The sequence below is a fragment of the Pseudomonas arsenicoxydans genome, assembly GCF_006438915.1.
Taxonomy (GTDB): domain Bacteria; phylum Pseudomonadota; class Gammaproteobacteria; order Pseudomonadales; family Pseudomonadaceae; genus Aquipseudomonas; species Aquipseudomonas arsenicoxydans_A.
Genome location: NZ_RCZE01000022.1, coordinates 1 through 16,479, shown reverse-complemented (window position 1 = coordinate 16,479; position 16,479 = coordinate 1). Strand labels below are relative to the sequence as shown.

30 protein-coding genes and 1 pseudogene are annotated in these 16,479 nt (G+C 54.5%); all 31 read right to left on the bottom strand.

Going from position 1 to position 16,479, the window contains the following annotated elements; all coding sequences use genetic code 11:
- Nucleotides 1–15: 15 nt before the first annotated feature.
- Nucleotides 16–480, bottom strand: a complete 465-nt coding sequence (gene bfr / locus EAH78_RS30730; RefSeq protein ID WP_007943775.1) for a bacterioferritin — start codon at nucleotides 478–480, stop codon at nucleotides 16–18.
- Nucleotides 481–629: 149 nt separating this feature from the next.
- On the bottom strand, nucleotides 630–2,084 hold the full coding sequence (locus EAH78_RS30725; protein WP_140671920.1) for a catalase: 1,455 nt from the start codon (nucleotides 2,082–2,084) through the stop codon (nucleotides 630–632).
- Nucleotides 2,085–2,322: 238 nt separating this feature from the next.
- Nucleotides 2,323–2,709, bottom strand: coding sequence for a 50S ribosomal protein L17 (gene rplQ, locus EAH78_RS30720; RefSeq protein ID WP_140671918.1), 387 nt, complete (start codon nucleotides 2,707–2,709; stop codon nucleotides 2,323–2,325).
- Between the two features lie 42 nt (nucleotides 2,710–2,751).
- Nucleotides 2,752–3,753 (bottom strand): DNA-directed RNA polymerase subunit alpha, encoded by a 1,002-nt coding sequence (locus EAH78_RS30715; protein ID WP_003186012.1) that lies wholly within the window; start codon nucleotides 3,751–3,753, stop codon nucleotides 2,752–2,754.
- Nucleotides 3,754–3,775: 22 nt separating this feature from the next.
- A complete protein-coding gene (rpsD, locus tag EAH78_RS30710) occupies nucleotides 3,776–4,396 on the bottom strand; it encodes a 30S ribosomal protein S4 (RefSeq protein ID WP_003210056.1) in 621 nt (206 codons plus the stop codon).
- An 18-nt stretch (nucleotides 4,397–4,414) separates the two neighbouring features.
- Nucleotides 4,415–4,804, bottom strand: coding sequence for a 30S ribosomal protein S11 (gene rpsK / locus EAH78_RS30705; RefSeq protein WP_002555466.1), 390 nt, complete (start codon nucleotides 4,802–4,804; stop codon nucleotides 4,415–4,417).
- A 30-nt stretch (nucleotides 4,805–4,834) separates the two neighbouring features.
- Nucleotides 4,835–5,191 (bottom strand): 30S ribosomal protein S13, encoded by a 357-nt coding sequence (gene rpsM, locus EAH78_RS30700; protein WP_003186020.1) that lies wholly within the window; start codon nucleotides 5,189–5,191, stop codon nucleotides 4,835–4,837.
- A gap of 130 nt (nucleotides 5,192–5,321) precedes the next feature.
- The gene (gene rpmJ / locus EAH78_RS30695) at nucleotides 5,322–5,438 is read right to left on the bottom strand and encodes a 50S ribosomal protein L36 (RefSeq protein ID WP_002555468.1); all 117 of its coding nucleotides are present in this window, start codon (nucleotides 5,436–5,438) and stop codon (nucleotides 5,322–5,324) included.
- Between the two features lie 27 nt (nucleotides 5,439–5,465).
- Nucleotides 5,466–6,794, bottom strand: coding sequence for a preprotein translocase subunit SecY (gene secY / locus EAH78_RS30690; RefSeq protein ID WP_003228718.1), 1,329 nt, complete (start codon nucleotides 6,792–6,794; stop codon nucleotides 5,466–5,468).
- On the bottom strand, nucleotides 6,795–7,232 hold the full coding sequence (gene rplO, locus EAH78_RS30685; RefSeq protein WP_007896782.1) for a 50S ribosomal protein L15: 438 nt from the start codon (nucleotides 7,230–7,232) through the stop codon (nucleotides 6,795–6,797).
- A 3-nt stretch (nucleotides 7,233–7,235) separates the two neighbouring features.
- Complete coding sequence (rpmD, locus tag EAH78_RS30680) at nucleotides 7,236–7,412, bottom strand: 50S ribosomal protein L30 (RefSeq protein ID WP_003186033.1); 177 nt, start codon at nucleotides 7,410–7,412, stop codon at nucleotides 7,236–7,238.
- A gap of 2 nt (nucleotides 7,413–7,414) precedes the next feature.
- Nucleotides 7,415–7,915, bottom strand: a complete 501-nt coding sequence (rpsE, locus tag EAH78_RS30675) for a 30S ribosomal protein S5 (protein WP_007943782.1) — start codon at nucleotides 7,913–7,915, stop codon at nucleotides 7,415–7,417.
- A 3-nt stretch (nucleotides 7,916–7,918) separates the two neighbouring features.
- Complete coding sequence (gene rplR, locus EAH78_RS30670; protein ID WP_003186037.1) at nucleotides 7,919–8,269, bottom strand: 50S ribosomal protein L18; 351 nt, start codon at nucleotides 8,267–8,269, stop codon at nucleotides 7,919–7,921.
- A 10-nt stretch (nucleotides 8,270–8,279) separates the two neighbouring features.
- A complete protein-coding gene (gene rplF / locus EAH78_RS30665; RefSeq protein ID WP_003176412.1) occupies nucleotides 8,280–8,813 on the bottom strand; it encodes a 50S ribosomal protein L6 in 534 nt (177 codons plus the stop codon).
- 12 nt (nucleotides 8,814–8,825) lie between these two features.
- Nucleotides 8,826–9,218 carry a 30S ribosomal protein S8 gene (gene rpsH / locus EAH78_RS30660; RefSeq protein ID WP_003186040.1) on the bottom strand — a complete coding sequence of 131 codons (393 nt, stop codon included), beginning with the start codon at nucleotides 9,216–9,218 and terminating at the stop codon, nucleotides 8,826–8,828.
- A 209-nt stretch (nucleotides 9,219–9,427) separates the two neighbouring features.
- On the bottom strand, nucleotides 9,428–9,733 hold the full coding sequence (rpsN, locus tag EAH78_RS30655) for a 30S ribosomal protein S14 (protein WP_003176414.1): 306 nt from the start codon (nucleotides 9,731–9,733) through the stop codon (nucleotides 9,428–9,430).
- A gap of 13 nt (nucleotides 9,734–9,746) precedes the next feature.
- Entirely contained in the window at nucleotides 9,747–10,286 is a 540-nt protein-coding gene (gene rplE / locus EAH78_RS30650; RefSeq protein WP_003176415.1) for a 50S ribosomal protein L5, read from the bottom strand.
- Nucleotides 10,287–10,306: 20 nt separating this feature from the next.
- Nucleotides 10,307–10,621, bottom strand: coding sequence for a 50S ribosomal protein L24 (rplX, locus tag EAH78_RS30645; RefSeq protein ID WP_003176416.1), 315 nt, complete (start codon nucleotides 10,619–10,621; stop codon nucleotides 10,307–10,309).
- Between the two features lie 11 nt (nucleotides 10,622–10,632).
- The gene (rplN, locus tag EAH78_RS30640; RefSeq protein WP_002555479.1) at nucleotides 10,633–11,001 is read right to left on the bottom strand and encodes a 50S ribosomal protein L14; all 369 of its coding nucleotides are present in this window, start codon (nucleotides 10,999–11,001) and stop codon (nucleotides 10,633–10,635) included.
- A gap of 23 nt (nucleotides 11,002–11,024) precedes the next feature.
- Nucleotides 11,025–11,291: a 30S ribosomal protein S17 gene (gene rpsQ / locus EAH78_RS30635; protein ID WP_003176419.1), complete on the bottom strand. Its 267-nt coding sequence runs from the start codon at nucleotides 11,289–11,291 to the stop codon at nucleotides 11,025–11,027.
- A gap of 2 nt (nucleotides 11,292–11,293) precedes the next feature.
- Nucleotides 11,294–11,485, bottom strand: coding sequence for a 50S ribosomal protein L29 (rpmC, locus tag EAH78_RS30630; RefSeq protein ID WP_002555481.1), 192 nt, complete (start codon nucleotides 11,483–11,485; stop codon nucleotides 11,294–11,296).
- A complete protein-coding gene (rplP, locus tag EAH78_RS30625) occupies nucleotides 11,485–11,898 on the bottom strand; it encodes a 50S ribosomal protein L16 (protein ID WP_007943783.1) in 414 nt (137 codons plus the stop codon). Before rplP ends, rpmC begins: the two co-directional genes overlap by 1 nt.
- 12 nt (nucleotides 11,899–11,910) lie before the next feature.
- Nucleotides 11,911–12,597, bottom strand: coding sequence for a 30S ribosomal protein S3 (gene rpsC / locus EAH78_RS30620; RefSeq protein ID WP_003176422.1), 687 nt, complete (start codon nucleotides 12,595–12,597; stop codon nucleotides 11,911–11,913).
- A 13-nt stretch (nucleotides 12,598–12,610) separates the two neighbouring features.
- Nucleotides 12,611–12,943 (bottom strand): 50S ribosomal protein L22, encoded by a 333-nt coding sequence (rplV, locus tag EAH78_RS30615; protein ID WP_003103908.1) that lies wholly within the window; start codon nucleotides 12,941–12,943, stop codon nucleotides 12,611–12,613.
- Between the two features lie 11 nt (nucleotides 12,944–12,954).
- Nucleotides 12,955–13,230 (bottom strand): 30S ribosomal protein S19, encoded by a 276-nt coding sequence (gene rpsS, locus EAH78_RS30610; protein ID WP_002555486.1) that lies wholly within the window; start codon nucleotides 13,228–13,230, stop codon nucleotides 12,955–12,957.
- A gap of 16 nt (nucleotides 13,231–13,246) precedes the next feature.
- Complete coding sequence (gene rplB / locus EAH78_RS30605; protein ID WP_003176423.1) at nucleotides 13,247–14,071, bottom strand: 50S ribosomal protein L2; 825 nt, start codon at nucleotides 14,069–14,071, stop codon at nucleotides 13,247–13,249.
- 14 nt (nucleotides 14,072–14,085) lie between these two features.
- On the bottom strand, nucleotides 14,086–14,385 hold the full coding sequence (rplW, locus tag EAH78_RS30600; RefSeq protein ID WP_002555488.1) for a 50S ribosomal protein L23: 300 nt from the start codon (nucleotides 14,383–14,385) through the stop codon (nucleotides 14,086–14,088).
- Nucleotides 14,382–14,984: a 50S ribosomal protein L4 gene (rplD, locus tag EAH78_RS30595; protein ID WP_007896707.1), complete on the bottom strand. Its 603-nt coding sequence runs from the start codon at nucleotides 14,982–14,984 to the stop codon at nucleotides 14,382–14,384. Before rplD ends, rplW begins: the two co-directional genes overlap by 4 nt.
- A 12-nt stretch (nucleotides 14,985–14,996) precedes the next feature.
- Nucleotides 14,997–15,632 carry a 50S ribosomal protein L3 gene (rplC, locus tag EAH78_RS30590; protein WP_003186059.1) on the bottom strand — a complete coding sequence of 212 codons (636 nt, stop codon included), beginning with the start codon at nucleotides 15,630–15,632 and terminating at the stop codon, nucleotides 14,997–14,999.
- A gap of 80 nt (nucleotides 15,633–15,712) precedes the next feature.
- On the bottom strand, nucleotides 15,713–16,024 hold the full coding sequence (rpsJ, locus tag EAH78_RS30585; RefSeq protein WP_003186070.1) for a 30S ribosomal protein S10: 312 nt from the start codon (nucleotides 16,022–16,024) through the stop codon (nucleotides 15,713–15,715).
- A 157-nt stretch (nucleotides 16,025–16,181) separates the two neighbouring features.
- Nucleotides 16,182–16,479 (bottom strand): annotated as a pseudogene (locus EAH78_RS30580) (hypothetical protein); the annotation flags it as partial.

The following is a 16,479-nucleotide window of genomic DNA, read 5'->3' as shown; positions in this document are numbered from 1 at the left end:
TTGTATTCGGTGGAATCAGGCGTGCGATTGCAGGTAGTTCTCGAGACCGATCAGCTTGATCAGGCCCATCTGCTTTTCAAGCCAGTAGGTGTGGTCTTCTTCGGTGTCATGCAATTGAACCCGCAGCATTTCGCGGCTGACATAGTCCTTGTGCTGCTCGCAGAGCTTGATGCCCTTGCAGAGTGCGGCGCGGACTTTGTATTCCAGTCGCAGGTCAGCGGCGAGCATGTCCGGCACGGTAGTGCCGACATCAAGGTCGTCCGGACGCATGCGCGGCGTGCCTTCGAGCATCAGAATTCGGCGCATCAGGGCATCAGCGTGCCCGGCTTCTTCTTCCATCTCGTGATTGATACGTTCGTAGAGCTTGGTGAAACCCCAGTCCTCATACATCCGCGAATGCACGAAATATTGATCACGCGCCGCCAGTTCGCCGGTCAGCAACGTGTTGAGGTAATCGATTACGTCTGGGTGGCCTTGCATCGCCCTACATCTCCCTGCTTGAAAGTTTGTAGTTTGAGCCAGGACGACTGATTGGTCACCCCGTTTGCGCGATAAAAGCGAAGAAATTCTGAGAAAAATGGTTTAAATAACGCAAAAACCGCCCAATCGAGGGCGGTTCTGCTTCTCATTCAGACTTCGTTAAGCTGTACGTTGACCAGCTTTGCGATTGCTTCTCCATACGCAGGATCAGCTTTGTAGAAGTGCTGCAATTGACGGTCTACCACATCGCTGGAAACCCCGGCCATTGCGCCGGCAATGTTGTTGACCAGCAGCGCCTTCTGCTCGTCGCTCATCAAGCGGAACAACGCACCGGCGTGGCTGTAGTAGTCGGTGTCTTCGCGGTGATCGTAACGATCAGCCGCGCCGCTCAGTGCCAATGGCGGCTCTGCATAACGAGGCGCTTGCTTCGGTGCATCAACGTAGCTGTTTGGCTCATAGTTGGGAGCCGCCCCGCCATTACTGCCAAACGCCATCGAACCATCGCGCTGGTAGCTGTTCACCGGGCTGCGAGGCGCATTCACCGGCAGTTGCTGGTGATTGGTGCCAATGCGGTAGCGATGAGCATCCGCGTAAGCAAATACGCGACCTTGCAGCATGCGGTCAGGCGACAAGCCGACACCTGGGACCAGGTTGCTCGGACCGAACGCCGCTTGCTCGACTTCAGCAAAGTAATTCAGCGGATTGCGGTTGAGCTCCAGTTCACCCACTTCGATCAGTGGAAACTCTTTCTGCGACCAGGTTTTGGTGACATCGAACGGGTTCTCGTAGTGCGCCGTCGCTTGAGCTTCCGTCATGATTTGTACGCACACGCGCCATTTCGGGAAGTCACCGCGCTCGATCGCGCCGAACAGATCGCGCTGGGCGTAATCAGGATCGGTACCCGCCAGGCGTGCAGCTTCTGCCGGGACGAGGTTTTTGATTCCTTGTTTGGTTTTGTAGTGCCATTTCACCCAGTGCCGCTTGCCATTGGCGTTGATCAGGCTGTAGGTGTGGCTGCCAAAGCCGTGCATGTGACGGTAGCCATCAGGAATGCCCCGATCGGAGAACAGAATGGTGACTTGGTGCAGCGCCTCAGGCGAATGCGACCAGAAGTCCCACATCATCTGCGCACTTTTCAGATTGCTTTGCGGCAGGCGCTTTTGCGTGTGGATGAAGTCCGGGAATTTCAAAGGATCGCGAATGAAGAACACAGGCGTATTGTTGCCGACGATGTCCCAGTTACCTTCTTCGGTGTAGAACTTCAGGGCGAAACCCCGTGGATCGCGCTCGGTATCGGCCGAACCTCGCTCACCGCCAACGGTGGAGAACCGCAGAAAAGTCAGGGTTTGCTTGCCGACGGACTCAAACAGCTTGGCGCTGGTGTACTGAGTGATGTCACGCGTAACGGTGAACGTACCGTAGGCGCCCGAGCCCTTGGCGTGTACACGGCGTTCCGGGATGTTTTCGCGATTGAAGTGGGCAAGCTTCTCGATAAGGTGAAAGTCGTCGAGCAGCAGCGGGCCACGAGGGCCGGCGGAACGGGAATTCTGGTTATCGGCGACAGGAGCGCCACTGGCGGTGGTAAGCGTTTTACTTTGGCTCATGCGTTCTCTTCCTTTGTCAGTCTATAACTGCCGGCTAATCGGCTTGGGACGCAGTATTGACCATTGATCAAGAAGGCTACAAATTCATTAATTTGCAGAGATCAATAGAAAAATACTACCAATGAAGCCGTTAACAGAATGACGGCATGGACCGCAGGAAAGATTGTATAAACCGCGCGTTTTTTACAGGCACAAAAAACCGGGCACTAGGCCCGGTTTTTCGTTTCAGACTGACGTCTTACTCGGCGGTTACAGCTTCGCCGGCAGTAGCACGATCAACCAACTCGACGTACGCCATAGGCGCGTTGTCGCCAGTGCGGAAGCCGCACTTGAGGATGCGCAGGTAGCCACCCTCACGGGTAGCGTAACGCTTGCCCAGGTCGTTGAAGAGCTTACCAACGATAGCTTTCGAACGAGTACGGTCGAAAGCCAGACGGCGGTTAGCCAGGCTGTCTGTCTTGGCCAAAGTGATCAGCGGCTCAGCAACGCGACGCAGTTCTTTAGCTTTCGGCAGTGTAGTTTTGATCAGCTCGTGCTCGAACAGCGACACTGCCATGTTTTGAAACATGGCCTTGCGGTGCGAGCTAGTGCGGCTCAGGTGACGACCACTTTTACGATGACGCATGGTTCATTCCTTACCAAACACGACGTTCGGTGATTACGACGATCAGGCAGTCGCCTTGTCGTCCTTCTTAAGACTTGCAGGCGGCCAGTTGTCGAGGCGCATGCCGAGGGACAGACCGCGGGAGGCCAGAACGTCCTTGATTTCAGTCAAGGATTTCTTGCCAAGGTTCGGAGTCTTCAACAGCTCTACTTCGGTACGCTGAATCAGGTCACCGATGTAGTAGATGTTTTCCGCCTTAAGGCAGTTAGCCGAACGTACAGTCAGTTCCAGATCGTCAACCGGGCGAAGCAGGATCGGATCGATCTCGTCTTCCTGCTCGACAACCACTGGCTCACTGTCACCTTTGAGATCGACGAACGCAGCCAACTGCTGTTGCAGAATGGTTGCAGCGCGACGGATAGCCTCTTCAGGATCCAGAGTACCGTTGGTTTCCAGATCAATAACCAGCTTGTCCAGGTTAGTACGCTGCTCGACACGGGCGTTTTCCACCACGTATGCGATACGGCGAACCGGGCTGAACGAAGAGTCAAGCTGCAAGCGACCGATGCTGCGGCTTTCGTCTTCATCGCTCTGACGCGAGTCTGCCGGTTCATAACCACGACCACGAGCTACGGTGAGCTTCATGTTCAGGGCGCCGTTAGACGCCAGGTTAGCGATTACGTGATCGGGGTTAACGATCTCGACATCATGATCCAGCTGAATATCGGCAGCGGTAACCACCCCCGAACCCTTCTTCGACAAGGTCAGCGTAACTTCGTCACGACCGTGCAGCTTGATAGCCAGACCTTTAAGGTTCAACAGGATTTCAATTACGTCTTCCTGTACGCCTTCGATGGCGCTGTACTCATGGAGTACACCGTCAATCTCGGCCTCGACTACTGCACAGCCGGGCATTGAGGACAACAGGATGCGGCGCAGCGCGTTGCCCAGGGTGTGGCCGAAACCACGCTCGAGAGGCTCGAGAGTGATCTTGGCGCGGGTTGGACTGACAACCTGCACATCAATGTGGCGGGGTGTCAGGAACTCATTTACCGAAATCTGCATGGATGCACCTATTTTCTAGCCCTTACTTGGAGTAGAGCTCGACAATCAGGCTTTCGTTGATGTCGGCGGACAGATCACTGCGAGCTGGAACGTTCTTGAAAACGCCCGACTTCTTCTCAGTGTCTACTTCTACCCATTCTACGCGGCCACGTTGGGCACACAGATCGAGAGCTTGGACAATGCGAAGTTGGTTCTTTGCTTTCTCGCGAATCGCGACCACGTCACCAGCACGAACCTGGTACGACGGTACGTTTACGGTCTGACCGTTAACGCTGACGGATTTGTGCGATACCAGCTGACGGGATTCGGCACGAGTAGAGCCAAAACCCATACGGTATACAACGTTGTCCAGACGGCATTCGAGCAGTTGCAGCAGGTTTTCACCGGTTGCACCTTTCTTGCCAGCAGCTTCTTTGTAGTAGCCGCTGAATTGACGCTCGAGAACGCCGTAGATACGACGGACCTTCTGCTTTTCACGCAGTTGGGTGCCGTAATCGGACTGGCGACCGCGGCGTTGGCCGTGGATACCAGGTGCTGCTTCAATGTTGCACTTCGATTCGATCGCGCGCACGCCGCTCTTCAGAAAGAGATCGGTGCCTTCGCGACGAGCGAGTTTGCATTTTGGACCAATGTAACGAGCCATTCTTTACAATCTCCTGGATTACACGCGGCGCTTCTTCGGCGGACGGCACCCGTTGTGCGGGATTGGCGTCACGTCGGTGATGCTGGCGATCTTGTAGCCACAGCCGTTCAAAGCGCGGACTGCAGATTCACGACCTGGGCCTGGACCTTTGACGTTAACGTCGAGGTTTTTCAGACCGTATTCCAGCGCAGCTTGACCAGCACGTTCAGCAGCTACTTGAGCAGCAAACGGGGTGGACTTGCGGGAACCGCGGAAACCCGAACCACCGGAGGTAGCCCAGGAAAGAGCGTTGCCTTGACGGTCGGTGATGGTCACGATTGTGTTGTTAAAAGATGCATGGATGTGGGCGATGCCATCAACCACTGTCTTTTTAACTTTTTTACGAGGACGAGCAGCAGGTTTTGCCATGATAATTTTCCTGTCGATTCGCGGGGGCGATTACTTGCGGATCGGCTTACGCGGACCTTTACGGGTACGCGCGTTAGTCTTGGTACGCTGACCGCGCACTGGAAGACCACGACGATGACGCAGACCGCGATAGCAACCGAGGTCCATCAAACGCTTGATTTTCATGTTGATTTCGCGACGCAGGTCACCTTCAGTGGTGAACTTCGCCACTTCGCCACGCAGCTGTTCAATCTGCTCGTCGCTCAGATCTTTGATCTTTGCGGCTGGGTTTACCCCAGTCACTGCACAGATCTTCTGTGCAGTAGTGCGACCAACACCATAGATGTAGGTCAGCGAGATAACAGTATGCTTGTTATCTGGAATGTTAACGCCTGCAATACGGGCCATTCAGTGGGACTCCAATTGACAGCTACCTACGCCCCGGAAGCCAAGAAATAGGGCGCGAGATAATATCGCTGTAATAACAAATAATCAACCCGGTAGCGCACTAGCTACCGGGCTTGAAGCACAATCACACTCAGCCTTGGCGCTGTTTGTGACGCGGTTCCGCGCTGCAAATTACTCGAACAACACCTTCGCGGCGAATAATTTTGCAGTTACGGCACAGCTTTTTCACCGATGCACGAACTTTCATCACCAACTCCTCGAACCTTATGGGTACTCAGCGCAACATGCCGCTGCCGTAACCCTTCAGGTTGGCTTTCTTCATCAGGGATTCGTACTGGTGCGAAACGAGGTGCGATTGTACTTGGGACATGAAGTCCATCACAACCACGACGACGATCAGCAACGAGGTCCCGCCAAGGTAGAACGGTACGTTTGCTGCAACCACCAGGAACTGGGGCAACAAGCACACGGCCGTCATGTAAAGAGCACCGAACATGGTCAAGCGGGTCAGAACGCCGTCAATGTAGCGCGCAGACTGCTCACCTGGACGGATGCCCGGAATAAAGGCACCGGACTTCTTCAGGTTTTCCGCTACGTCTTTCGGATTGAACATCAACGCCGTATAGAAGAAGCAGAAGAAAATAATCCCTGCACTAAACAGCAGAATATTCAACGGCTGACCAGGAGCGATCGACTGCGAGATGTCCTGCAACCAGCCCATACCTTCAGACTGACCAAACCAGGCACCCAACGAAGCCGGGAACAGCAAAATGCTGCTCGCGAAAATGGCCGGAATAACACCGGCCATGTTCACCTTCAGCGGCAAGTGGCTAGTCTGCGCAGCAAAGACCTTACGGCCCTGCTGACGCTTGGCGTAGTGAACAGCAATACGACGCTGACCACGCTCAATGAACACCACGAAACCGATAATCGCTACTGCCAGCAAACCGATGGCAACCAGGGCGAAGATGTTGATATCACCCTGACGTGCAGACTCGAAAGACTGCCCGATCGCTCTCGGAAGACCGGCGACGATACCCGAAAAAATCAACATCGAGATACCGTTGCCAACACCACGCTCAGTAATCTGCTCACCCAGCCACATCATGAACATCGCACCAGCCACAAAAGTGGATACCGCGACGAAATGGAAGCCAAAGTCACCAGTGAACGCAACGCCCTGCCCTGCCAGACCAATGGACATGCCAATTGCCTGGACGAGAGCGAGGACGACAGTGCCGTAGCGGGTGTACTGGCTGATCTTGCGACGGCCAGCTTCACCTTCCTTCTTCAACTGCTCCAGCTGCGGGCTGACGGCGGTCATCAGTTGCATGATGATCGATGCCGAAATGTACGGCATGATCCCCAGTGCAAAGATGCTCATCCGCTCCAGCGCGCCGCCGGAAAACATGTTGAACAAGCTAAGAATGGTCCCCTCATTCTGTCGAAACAGGTCCGCGAGTCGGTCCGGGTTGATACCTGGAACCGGGATGTGTGCGCCTATTCGGTAGACGATAATCGCCAGGAACAGAAAACGCAGACGAGCCCAGAGTTCAGACATACCGCCTTTGCCGAGCGCAGAGAGAGCACCTTGCTTAGCCATTTATTCCTCGAACTTGCCGCCAGCTGCTTCGATAGCCGCACGCGCACCTTTGGTGGCGCCGATTCCCTTTCCGATGGTAACAGCGCGAGTAACTTCGCCGGACAGCATGATTTTCACACGCTGTACGTTGACGTTGATCACGTTGGCATCTTTCAGGGACTGCACGGTGACGATGTCGCCTTCCACTTTAGCCAGCTCGGACAGACGCACTTCTGCGCGGTCCATGGCTTTCAGGGAAACGAAACCGAACTTCGGCAGGCGACGATGCAGCGGCTGTTGACCGCCTTCAAAGCCTGGAGCAATGGTGCCACCGGAGCGGGAGGACTGACCTTTGTGGCCACGGCCACCGGTCTTGCCCAAACCACTACCGATACCACGGCCCGGACGATGCTTTTCGCGACGGGAACCCGGCGCTGGACTCAGATCATTGAGTTTCATCGATTAACCCTCGACACGCAGCATGTAGTAAGCCTTGTTGATCATCCCGCGATTCTCGGGAGTATCAAGTACTTCTACAGTGTGACCGATGCGACGCAGACCCAGACCCTTAACGCACAGTTTGTGGTTAGGGATACGGCCGGTCATGCTTTTGATCAGCGTAACTTTAACGGTAGCCATGATCAGAAGATCTCCTTGACGCTTTTGCCACGCTTGGCGGCAATGGATTCAGGAGACTGCATAGCTTTCAAACCTTTGAAAGTGGCGTGAACCACGTTTACCGGGTTAGTCGAGCCGTAGCACTTGGCCAGAACGTTCTGAACGCCAGCAACTTCGAGGACAGCACGCATAGCGCCGCCAGCGATGATACCGGTACCTTCAGAAGCAGGCTGCATGTACACCTTCGAAGCGCCGTGACCGGACTTCATTGCGTACTGCAGAGTGGTGCCGTTCAGGTCAACTTGGATCATGTTGCGGCGAGCAGCTTCCATTGCCTTCTGGATCGCAGCAGGCACTTCACGCGACTTGCCACGGCCGAAGCCAACACGCCCTTTACCATCACCAACCACGGTCAACGCGGTGAAAGTGAAGATACGGCCGCCTTTAACGGTTTTGGCTACGCGGTTAACTTGAACCAGCTTCTCGATGTAGCCTTCGTCGCGCTTTTGGTCGTTATTTGACATAACTTAGAACTCCAGCCCAGCTTCACGAGCAGCATCAGCCAGCGCCTTGACGCGGCCGTGATACTTGAAGCCAGAGCGGTCGAAAGCCACCTGCGAGACGCCAGCGGCTTTAGCACGCGTAGCGACCAGCTGGCCAACCTTAGTGGCCGCGTCGATGTTGCCAGTGGCGCCATCACGCAGTTCTTTATCCAAAGTCGAGGCAGATGCCAGGACTTTGTTGCCGTCGGCCGAAATGACCTGGGCGTAGATGTGCTGCGACGAGCGGAACACGCAGAGACGCACGACTTCGAGTTCGTGCATTTTCAGGCGTGCTTTGCGAGCGCGACGCAGTCGAGTAACTTTTTTGTCGGTCATTTGCTATGCCCTACTTCTTCTTGGCTTCTTTACGACGGACGACTTCGTCCGCGTAGCGCACACCTTTGCCTTTGTACGGCTCTGGTGGACGGAAGTCGCGGATCTCGGCGGCCACTTGACCTACCAGCTGCTTATCGATGCCCTTGATCAGGATATCGGTCTGGCTAGGAGTCTCAGCGGTGATGCCTTCCGGCAGTTCATAATCCACTGGGTGCGAGAAGCCAAGAGCCAGGTTCAGCACTGTGCCTTTTGCTTGCGCTTTGTAACCAACACCGACCAGCTGGAGCTTGCGCTCGAAGCCTTGGCTTACGCCTTGGACCATGTTGTTTACCAACGCACGAGTGGTACCTGCCATTGCGCGAGTTTGTTGATCGCCATTGCGAGCAGCGAAACGCAGCTCACCAGCTTCTTCAACGATCTCAACGGACGAATGGATGTTCAGTTCGAGAGTGCCCTTGGCACCCTTCACCGAAAGCTGTTGGCCTGCGAATTTGACTTCGACACCGGCTGGCAGCTTAACGGGGTTCTTAGCGACGCGTGACATGCTTATCCCCCCTTAGAACACAGTGCAAAGAACTTCGCCGCCGACACCGGCAGCGCGCGCAGCACGATCCGTCATCACACCTTTGTTGGTGGAGACGATAGACACACCGAGACCGCCACGAACTTTTGGCAGATCATCGACGGACTTGTACTGACGCAGGCCTGGACGGCTAACGCGCTTCACTTCTTCGATGACCGGACGGCCTTCGAAGTACTTCAGCTCGATGGACAGCAGTGGCTTGATTTCGCTGCTGATCTGATAACCCGCAATGTAACCTTCGTCCTTCAGGACTTTGGCAACAGCTACCTTCAAAGTAGAAGATGGCATGCTTACGACGGACTTTTCAGCCATCTGGGCATTACGGATTCGAGTTAGCATGTCCGCTAACGGGTCCTGCATACTCATGGGCTAGACGCTCCTAATACAAAAAAATTAGCCTTGCGGCTACTACTTGTCGCCGAGCTCATCCATGCGGAAAAAGCACGGGCTCAGGCGAGCCGGATATTCTAGACACACCCCACAAATGAATCAAGCCCCAAAAGGGGCTTGATTCAAGTTCAAGGTCACCGGCGGTCAGGATCTTGCGATCCTGGACACCGAGACTTTGACAGTGCTTACCAGCTGGCTTTAACCAGACCAGGTACGTCACCACGCATTGCAGCTTCACGCAGCTTGTTACGGCCGAGGCCGAACTTGCGGTAAACGCCGTGTGGACGACCGGTCAGGCGGCAGCGGTTACGCATGCGCGAGGCGCTTGCGTCACGTGGCTGCTTCTGCAGAGCTACTGTAGCTTCCCAACGTGCTTCTGGACTTGCGTTCAGATCAACGATGATAGCTTTCAGTGCTGCACGCTTTTTGGCGTACTTGGCAACCGTGAGCTGACGCTTCAGCTCGCGGTTTTTCATGCTCATCTTGGCCATTTTCCTACTCCAATCAGTTGCGGAACGGGAATTTGAAAGCACGCAACAGGGCGCGACCTTCATCATCGTTCTTGGCAGTGGTGGTCAGGGTAATGTCCAGACCGCGGAGAGCATCGATCTTGTCGTAGTCGATTTCCGGGAAGATGATCTGCTCTTTAACGCCCATGCTGTAGTTACCACGACCATCGAAGGACTTGGCATTCAGGCCGCGGAAGTCGCGAACCCGAGGCAGGGAGATCGACAGCAGACGATCCAGGAACTCGTACATACGCTCACGGCGCAGGGTCACTTTGACTCCGATCGGCCAACCTTCACGGACTTTAAAGCCAGCGATGGATTTCCGAGCGTAGGTCACAACGACTTTCTGGCCGGTGATCTTTTCCAGGTCGGCAACAGCGTGTTCGATGACTTTTTTGTCACCGACTGCTTCGCCCAGACCCATGTTCAGGGTGATTTTTGTAACGCGTGGAACTTCCATCACGTTCGAAAGCTTAAGTTCTTCCTTAAGTTTCGGTGCGATTTCCTTCCAGTAAATCTCTTTTAGTCGTGCCATGGTCTTCTACCTAGCAGTGTTCAAGCATCAACCGCTTTTTGGGTCGACTTGAAGACACGAATTTTCTTGCCGTCTTCTACTTTGAAACCAACGCGGTCAGCCTTGTTGGTTTCGCCGTTGAAAATGGCGACGTTAGAAGCGTCCAGTGGAGCTTCTTTTTCGACGATACCGCCTTGTACGCCCGACATCGGGTTAGGCTTGGTATGACGCTTGACCAGGTTCAGACCGCCAATAACCAGACGGTTGTTAGCGAGAACCTTAAGCACCTTACCGCGCTTACCTTTGTCTTTGCCGGCGATCACGATGATCTCGTCGTCACGACGAATCTTTTGCATGTCGGATCTCCTTACAGCACTTCTGGGGCGAGCGAGACGATCTTCATGAACTTCTCAGTACGAAGTTCACGGGTCACTGGCCCAAAGATACGGGTGCCGATCGGCTCTTGCTTGTTGTTCAGAAGAACAGCAGCGTTGCCATCAAAGCGGATAATGGAGCCATCAGCACGACGTACGCCGTGACGAGTGCGGACTACAACAGCAGTCATCACTTGGCCTTTTTTCACTTTACCGCGAGGAATTGCTTCCTTCACGGTAACTTTGATGATGTCACCGATACCAGCGTAACGACGATGGGAGCCACCCAGCACCTTGATGCACATAACACGGCGAGCGCCGCTGTTATCGGCCACATCGAGCATGGATTGAGTCTGAATCATATAATTTCTCCGACCCCTAGTCCTTAGACTTCCACAGCGCGTTCGAGAACATCAACCAGCGCCCAAGACTTGGTCTTGGCCAAAGGACGAGTTTCACGAATAGTGACTTTGTCGCCGATGTGGCACTGATTGGTTTCGTCGTGCGCGTGCAGCTTAGTCGAACGCTTAACGTATTTACCGTAGATCGGGTGCTTAACGCGACGCTCGATCAGTACGGTGATGGTTTTGTCCATCTTGTCGCTGACAACACGGCCAGTCAGCGTACGGACAGTTTTTTCGGCTTCAGCCATGATTACTTACCTGCCTGCTGGTTGAGCACAGTCTTCACGCGAGCGATGTCACGCTTAACTTGCGAGAGCAGATGAGACTGCCCCAACTGGCCAGTTGCTTTCTGCATACGCAGATTGAACTGGTCGCGCAGCAAGCCGAGCAGTTGCTCGTTCAGCTGCTGTGCGGATTTTTCACGAAGTTCATTCGCTTTCATCACATCACCGTCCGTTTAACAAAGGCGGTGGCGAGCGGCAGCTTTGCAGCAGCCAGGGCAAAAGCCTCACGCGCCAGCTCTTCAGAAACACCCTCGATTTCATACAGGACTTTGCCTGGCTGAATCTGGGCAACCCAGTACTCCACACTACCCTTACCTTTACCCATACGAACTTCGAGGGGCTTTTTGGAAATAGGCTTGTCCGGGAATACACGGATCCAGATCTTGCCGCCACGTTTAACGTGACGGGTCAGAGCACGACGCGCTGACTCGATCTGACGAGCGGTGAGACGACCACGAGCTACAGACTTCAGCGCATATTCGCCGAAGCTGACTTTGCTACCGCGCTGTGCCAGACCACGGTTGTGGCCTGTCATCTGCTTGCGGAACTTCGTACGCTTTGGTTGCAACATTTGGCGTACCCCTTACTTAGCAGCTTTTTTACGAGGCGCTGGTGCTTGTGGTTTCAGTTCTTCTTGGCGACCACCAATTACTTCGCCTTTGAAGATCCAAACCTTTACACCGATCACACCGTAAGTGGTGTGAGCTTCGTAGTTGGCATAGTCGATGTCGGCACGCAGGGTGTGCAGTGGCACACGACCTTCGCGATACCATTCAGTACGTGCGATTTCAGCACCGCCGAGACGACCGCTCACTTGGATTTTGATGCCTTTGGCACCAATGCGCATGGCGTTCTGAACAGCGCGCTTCATAGCGCGACGGAACATTACGCGACGCTCCAGCTGCTGAGCTACGCTCTGCGCAACCAGCATACCGTCGAGCTCCGGCTTGCGGATCTCTTCGATATTGATGTGCACAGGCACACCCATTTGCTTGGTCAGGTCCTGACGCAGTTTCTCAACATCTTCACCTTTCTTCCCGATAACGATACCTGGACGAGCGGTGTGGATAGTGATACGTGCAGTCTGAGCCGGACGATGGATATCGATACGGCTTACGGACGCGCTTTTTAGTTTGTCTTGGAGATACTCGCGCACCTTCAGATCAGCGAACAAATAGTCCGCATAAGTCCGACCGTCTGCGTACCAGACGGAGGTGTGCTCCTTGACGATTCCCAGGCGAATGCCAATGGGATGTACTTTCTGACCCATCTCTTCGACTCCGTTACTTGTCAGCAACCTTGACAGTGATATGGCAAGACCGCTTGACGATGCGATCAGCACGGCCTTTGGCACGTGGCATGATGCGCTTCAGCGAACGCCCTTCGTTGACGAAAACGGTGCTGACTTTAAGGTCATCAACGTCTGCGCCTTCGTTATGCTCGGCGTTGGCTACGGCCGACTCCAGCACTTTCTTCATGATCTCGGCGGCTTTCTTACTGCTGAAAGCCAACAAGTTGAGCGCTTCGCCCACCTTCTTCCCGCGGATCTGGTCGGCGACCAAGCGGGCTTTCTGGGCGGAGATTCGAGCGCCCGACAACTTAGCGGCTACTTCCATTTCCTAACCCCTTAACGCTTGGCTTTCTTGTCTGCCACGTGCCCACGATAAGTGCGGGTACCGGCGAACTCGCCCAGTTTGTGGCCGACCATGTCTTCGTTAACGAGAACTGGGACGTGTTGACGACCGTTGTGTACTGCGATGGTCAAACCGACCATTTGTGGCAGGATCATCGAACGACGCGACCAGGTTTTCACCGGTTTGCGATCATTCTTTTCCGCCGCCACTTCGATCTTCTTCAGTAGGTGAAGATCGATAAAAGGACCTTTTTTCAGAGAACGTGGCACTGTCGTATCCCTCTATTTACTTGCGACGACGGACGATCATTTTGTCGGTACGCTTATTACCACGAGTCTTCGCGCCCTTAGTCGGGAAGCCCCATGGCGATACCGGATGACGACCACCAGAGGTACGACCTTCACCACCACCATGTGGGTGGTCAACCGGGTTCATGGCAACACCACGAACGGTTGGGCGAACGCCACGCCAGCGTTTGGCACCAGCTTTACCCAGCGAACGCAGGCTGTGCTCGGAGTTCGAGACTTCACCCAGGGTCGCGCGGCATTCAGCCAGCACTTTACGCATCTCACCAGAACGCAGACGCAGGGTCACGTAGACACCTTCACGAGCGATCAGCTGAGCAGAAGCACCAGCGGAACGAGCGATTTGCGCGCCTTTACCTGGCTTCAATTCGATGCCGTGTACGGTGCTACCAACTGGAATGTTACGCAGTTGCAGAGCGTTGCCCGGCTTGATCGGTGCCAGAGCACCTGCGATCAGCTGGTCACCAGCACTCACGCCTTTAGGGGCGATGATGTAGCGACGCTCGCCATCTGCGTACAGCAGCAGAGCGATGTGAGCAGTGCGGTTTGGATCGTATTCGATACGCTCGACAGTGGCAGAGATGCCATCTTTGTCGTTGCGACGGAAATCGACCAGACGATAATGCTGCTTATGGCCACCACCGATGTGACGAGTGGTAATGCGACCATTGTTGTTACGACCACCAGTCTTCGATTTTTTCTCGAGCAGCGGTGCGTGAGGAGCGCCTTTATGCAGCTCCTGGTTGACCACCTTGACCACAAAACGGCGGCCAGGGGAAGTCGGTTTGCATTTAACGATTGCCATGATGCACCCCTTCCTTACTCAGCACTGCTGCTGAAATCGAGATCTTGGCCTGGCTGAAGGGAGATAACTGCCTTCTTCCAGTCATTACGCTTGCCCAGACCGCGAGCAGTGCGCTTGCTCTTACCCAGAACATTCAGGGTAGTAACACGCTCTACTTTCACGCTGAACAGGCTTTCGACGGCCTTCTTGATTTCCAGCTTGGTTGCGTCAGTTGCAACCTTGAAAACGAACTGGCCTTTCTTGTCAGCCAGAACCGTAGCCTTCTCGGAAACGTGCGGGCCAAGCAGAACTTTAAATACGCGTTCCTGGTTCATCCCAGCAGCTCCTCGAATTTCTTCACGGCCGACACGGTGATCAACACCTTGTCGTATGCGATCAGACTAACTGGATCGGAACCTTGCACGTCACGTACATCAACGTGTGGCAGGTTACGAGCAGCCAGGTACAGGTTCTGATCAACGACTTCAGACACGATCAAGACGTCAGTCAAGCCCATGCCGGTCAGTTTGTTCAGCAGATCTTTGGTCTTCGGTGCATCAACAGCGAAGTCCTGAACCACGACCAGACGATCAGTACGCACCAGCTCAGCAAGGATGGAACGCATTGCTGCGCGATACATCTTCTTGTTCAGCTTCTGGGTGTGATCCTGAGGACGAGCTGCGAAAGTGGTACCGCCGCCACGCCAGATTGGGCTACGGATAGTACCGGCACGAGCACGGCCAGTACCTTTCTGACGCCATGGGCGCTTACCGCCACCACGAACGTCGGAACGGGTCTTTTGCTGCTTGGAACCCTGACGGCCGCCGGCCATGTAGGCCACGACTGCTTGGTGAACCAGCGTCTCGTTGAATTCGCCGCCAAATGTCAGTTCGGAAACTTCGATCGCTTGAGCGTCATTTACATTTAATTGCATGTCAGCTTCCCCTTAACCGCGAGCCTTGGCTGCTGGACGTACAACCAAGTTGCCGCCAGTAGCGCCAGGAACAGCGCCCTTGACCAACAACAGATTGCGTTCAGCGTCCACGCGCACTACTTCGAGGGACTGCACGGTCACGCGCTCAGCGCCCATATGACCGGACATTTTTTTGCCCTTGAATACACGACCAGGAGTCTGGCACTGGCCGATAGAGCCTGGAACGCGGTGGGACACGGAGTTACCGTGGGTATTATCTTGCCCGCGGAAGTTCCAACGCTTGATCGTACCCTGGAAGCCTTTACCCTTGGACTGACCGGTTACATCAACCAGTTGACCAGCGGCGAAGATTTCAGCGTTGATCAGATCGCCGGCCTGGTACTCGCCTTCTTCAAGACGGAATTCCATTACGGTACGACCAGCGGCAACGTTCGCTTTAGCGAAGTGGCCAGCTTGAGCAGCTGTAACACGCGAAGCACGACGCTCGCCTACAGTGACTTGCACTGCACGATAGCCATCGGTCTCTTCAGTTTTGAACTGGGTGACGCGATTCGGTTCGATCTCAATGACCGTGACCGGAATGGAGACACCTTCTTCGGTGAAAATACGGGTCATACCGCATTTACGACCGACTACACCAATAGTCATGTTGTAAACCTCATGAGTGTACGGGGCTTTCACCCGCTATGGCCGCCCATTTCAGAGCGTTACACGACTAAGACCGAGTCTTAGCCGAGGCTGATCTGCACTTCCACACCGGCCGCAAGATCAAGCTTCATAAGAGCATCAACGGTTTTATCCGTTGGCTGGACGATGTCCAGAACGCGCTTATGAGTACGGATCTCGTACTGATCACGCGCGTCTTTGTTGACGTGCGGGGAGACCAGAACGGTGAACCGCTCTTTACGGGTAGGCAGTGGAATTGGACCACGCACTTGAGCACCAGTACGTTTCGCGGTTTCCACGATTTCCTGGGTGGATTGGTCGATCAGGCGATGGTCAAAAGCCTTCAACCTGATACGGATTTGCTGATTTTGCATTGGATTTCAGACTCCGGCTGCTATTCCCACCGAGCGCAATACGCCCGTTAAAAGGAGGCGCAATTCTATAGACGCCCCAGATAGGTGTCAACCCAATAAAAAAGCCCCCGCTAAGCGGGGGCTTTTTCAATTCATCAAGCCGACTCTAAAAAGAGGCTTACTCGATGATTTTGGCTACGACGCCAGCGCCGACGGTACGACCGCCTTCACGGATAGCGAAACGCAGGCCATCTTCCATCGCGATGGTTTTGATCAGGGTAACAGTCATCTGAATGTTGTCACCTGGCATTACCATTTCAACGCCTTCTGGCAGCTCGCAGTTACCAGTCACGTCAGTAGTACGGAAGTAGAACTGTGGACGGTAGCCTTTGAAGAACGGAGTATGACGGCCGCCTTCTTCCTTGCTCAGAACGTAAACTTCTGCAGTGAACTTGGTGTGCGGCTTAACCGAACCC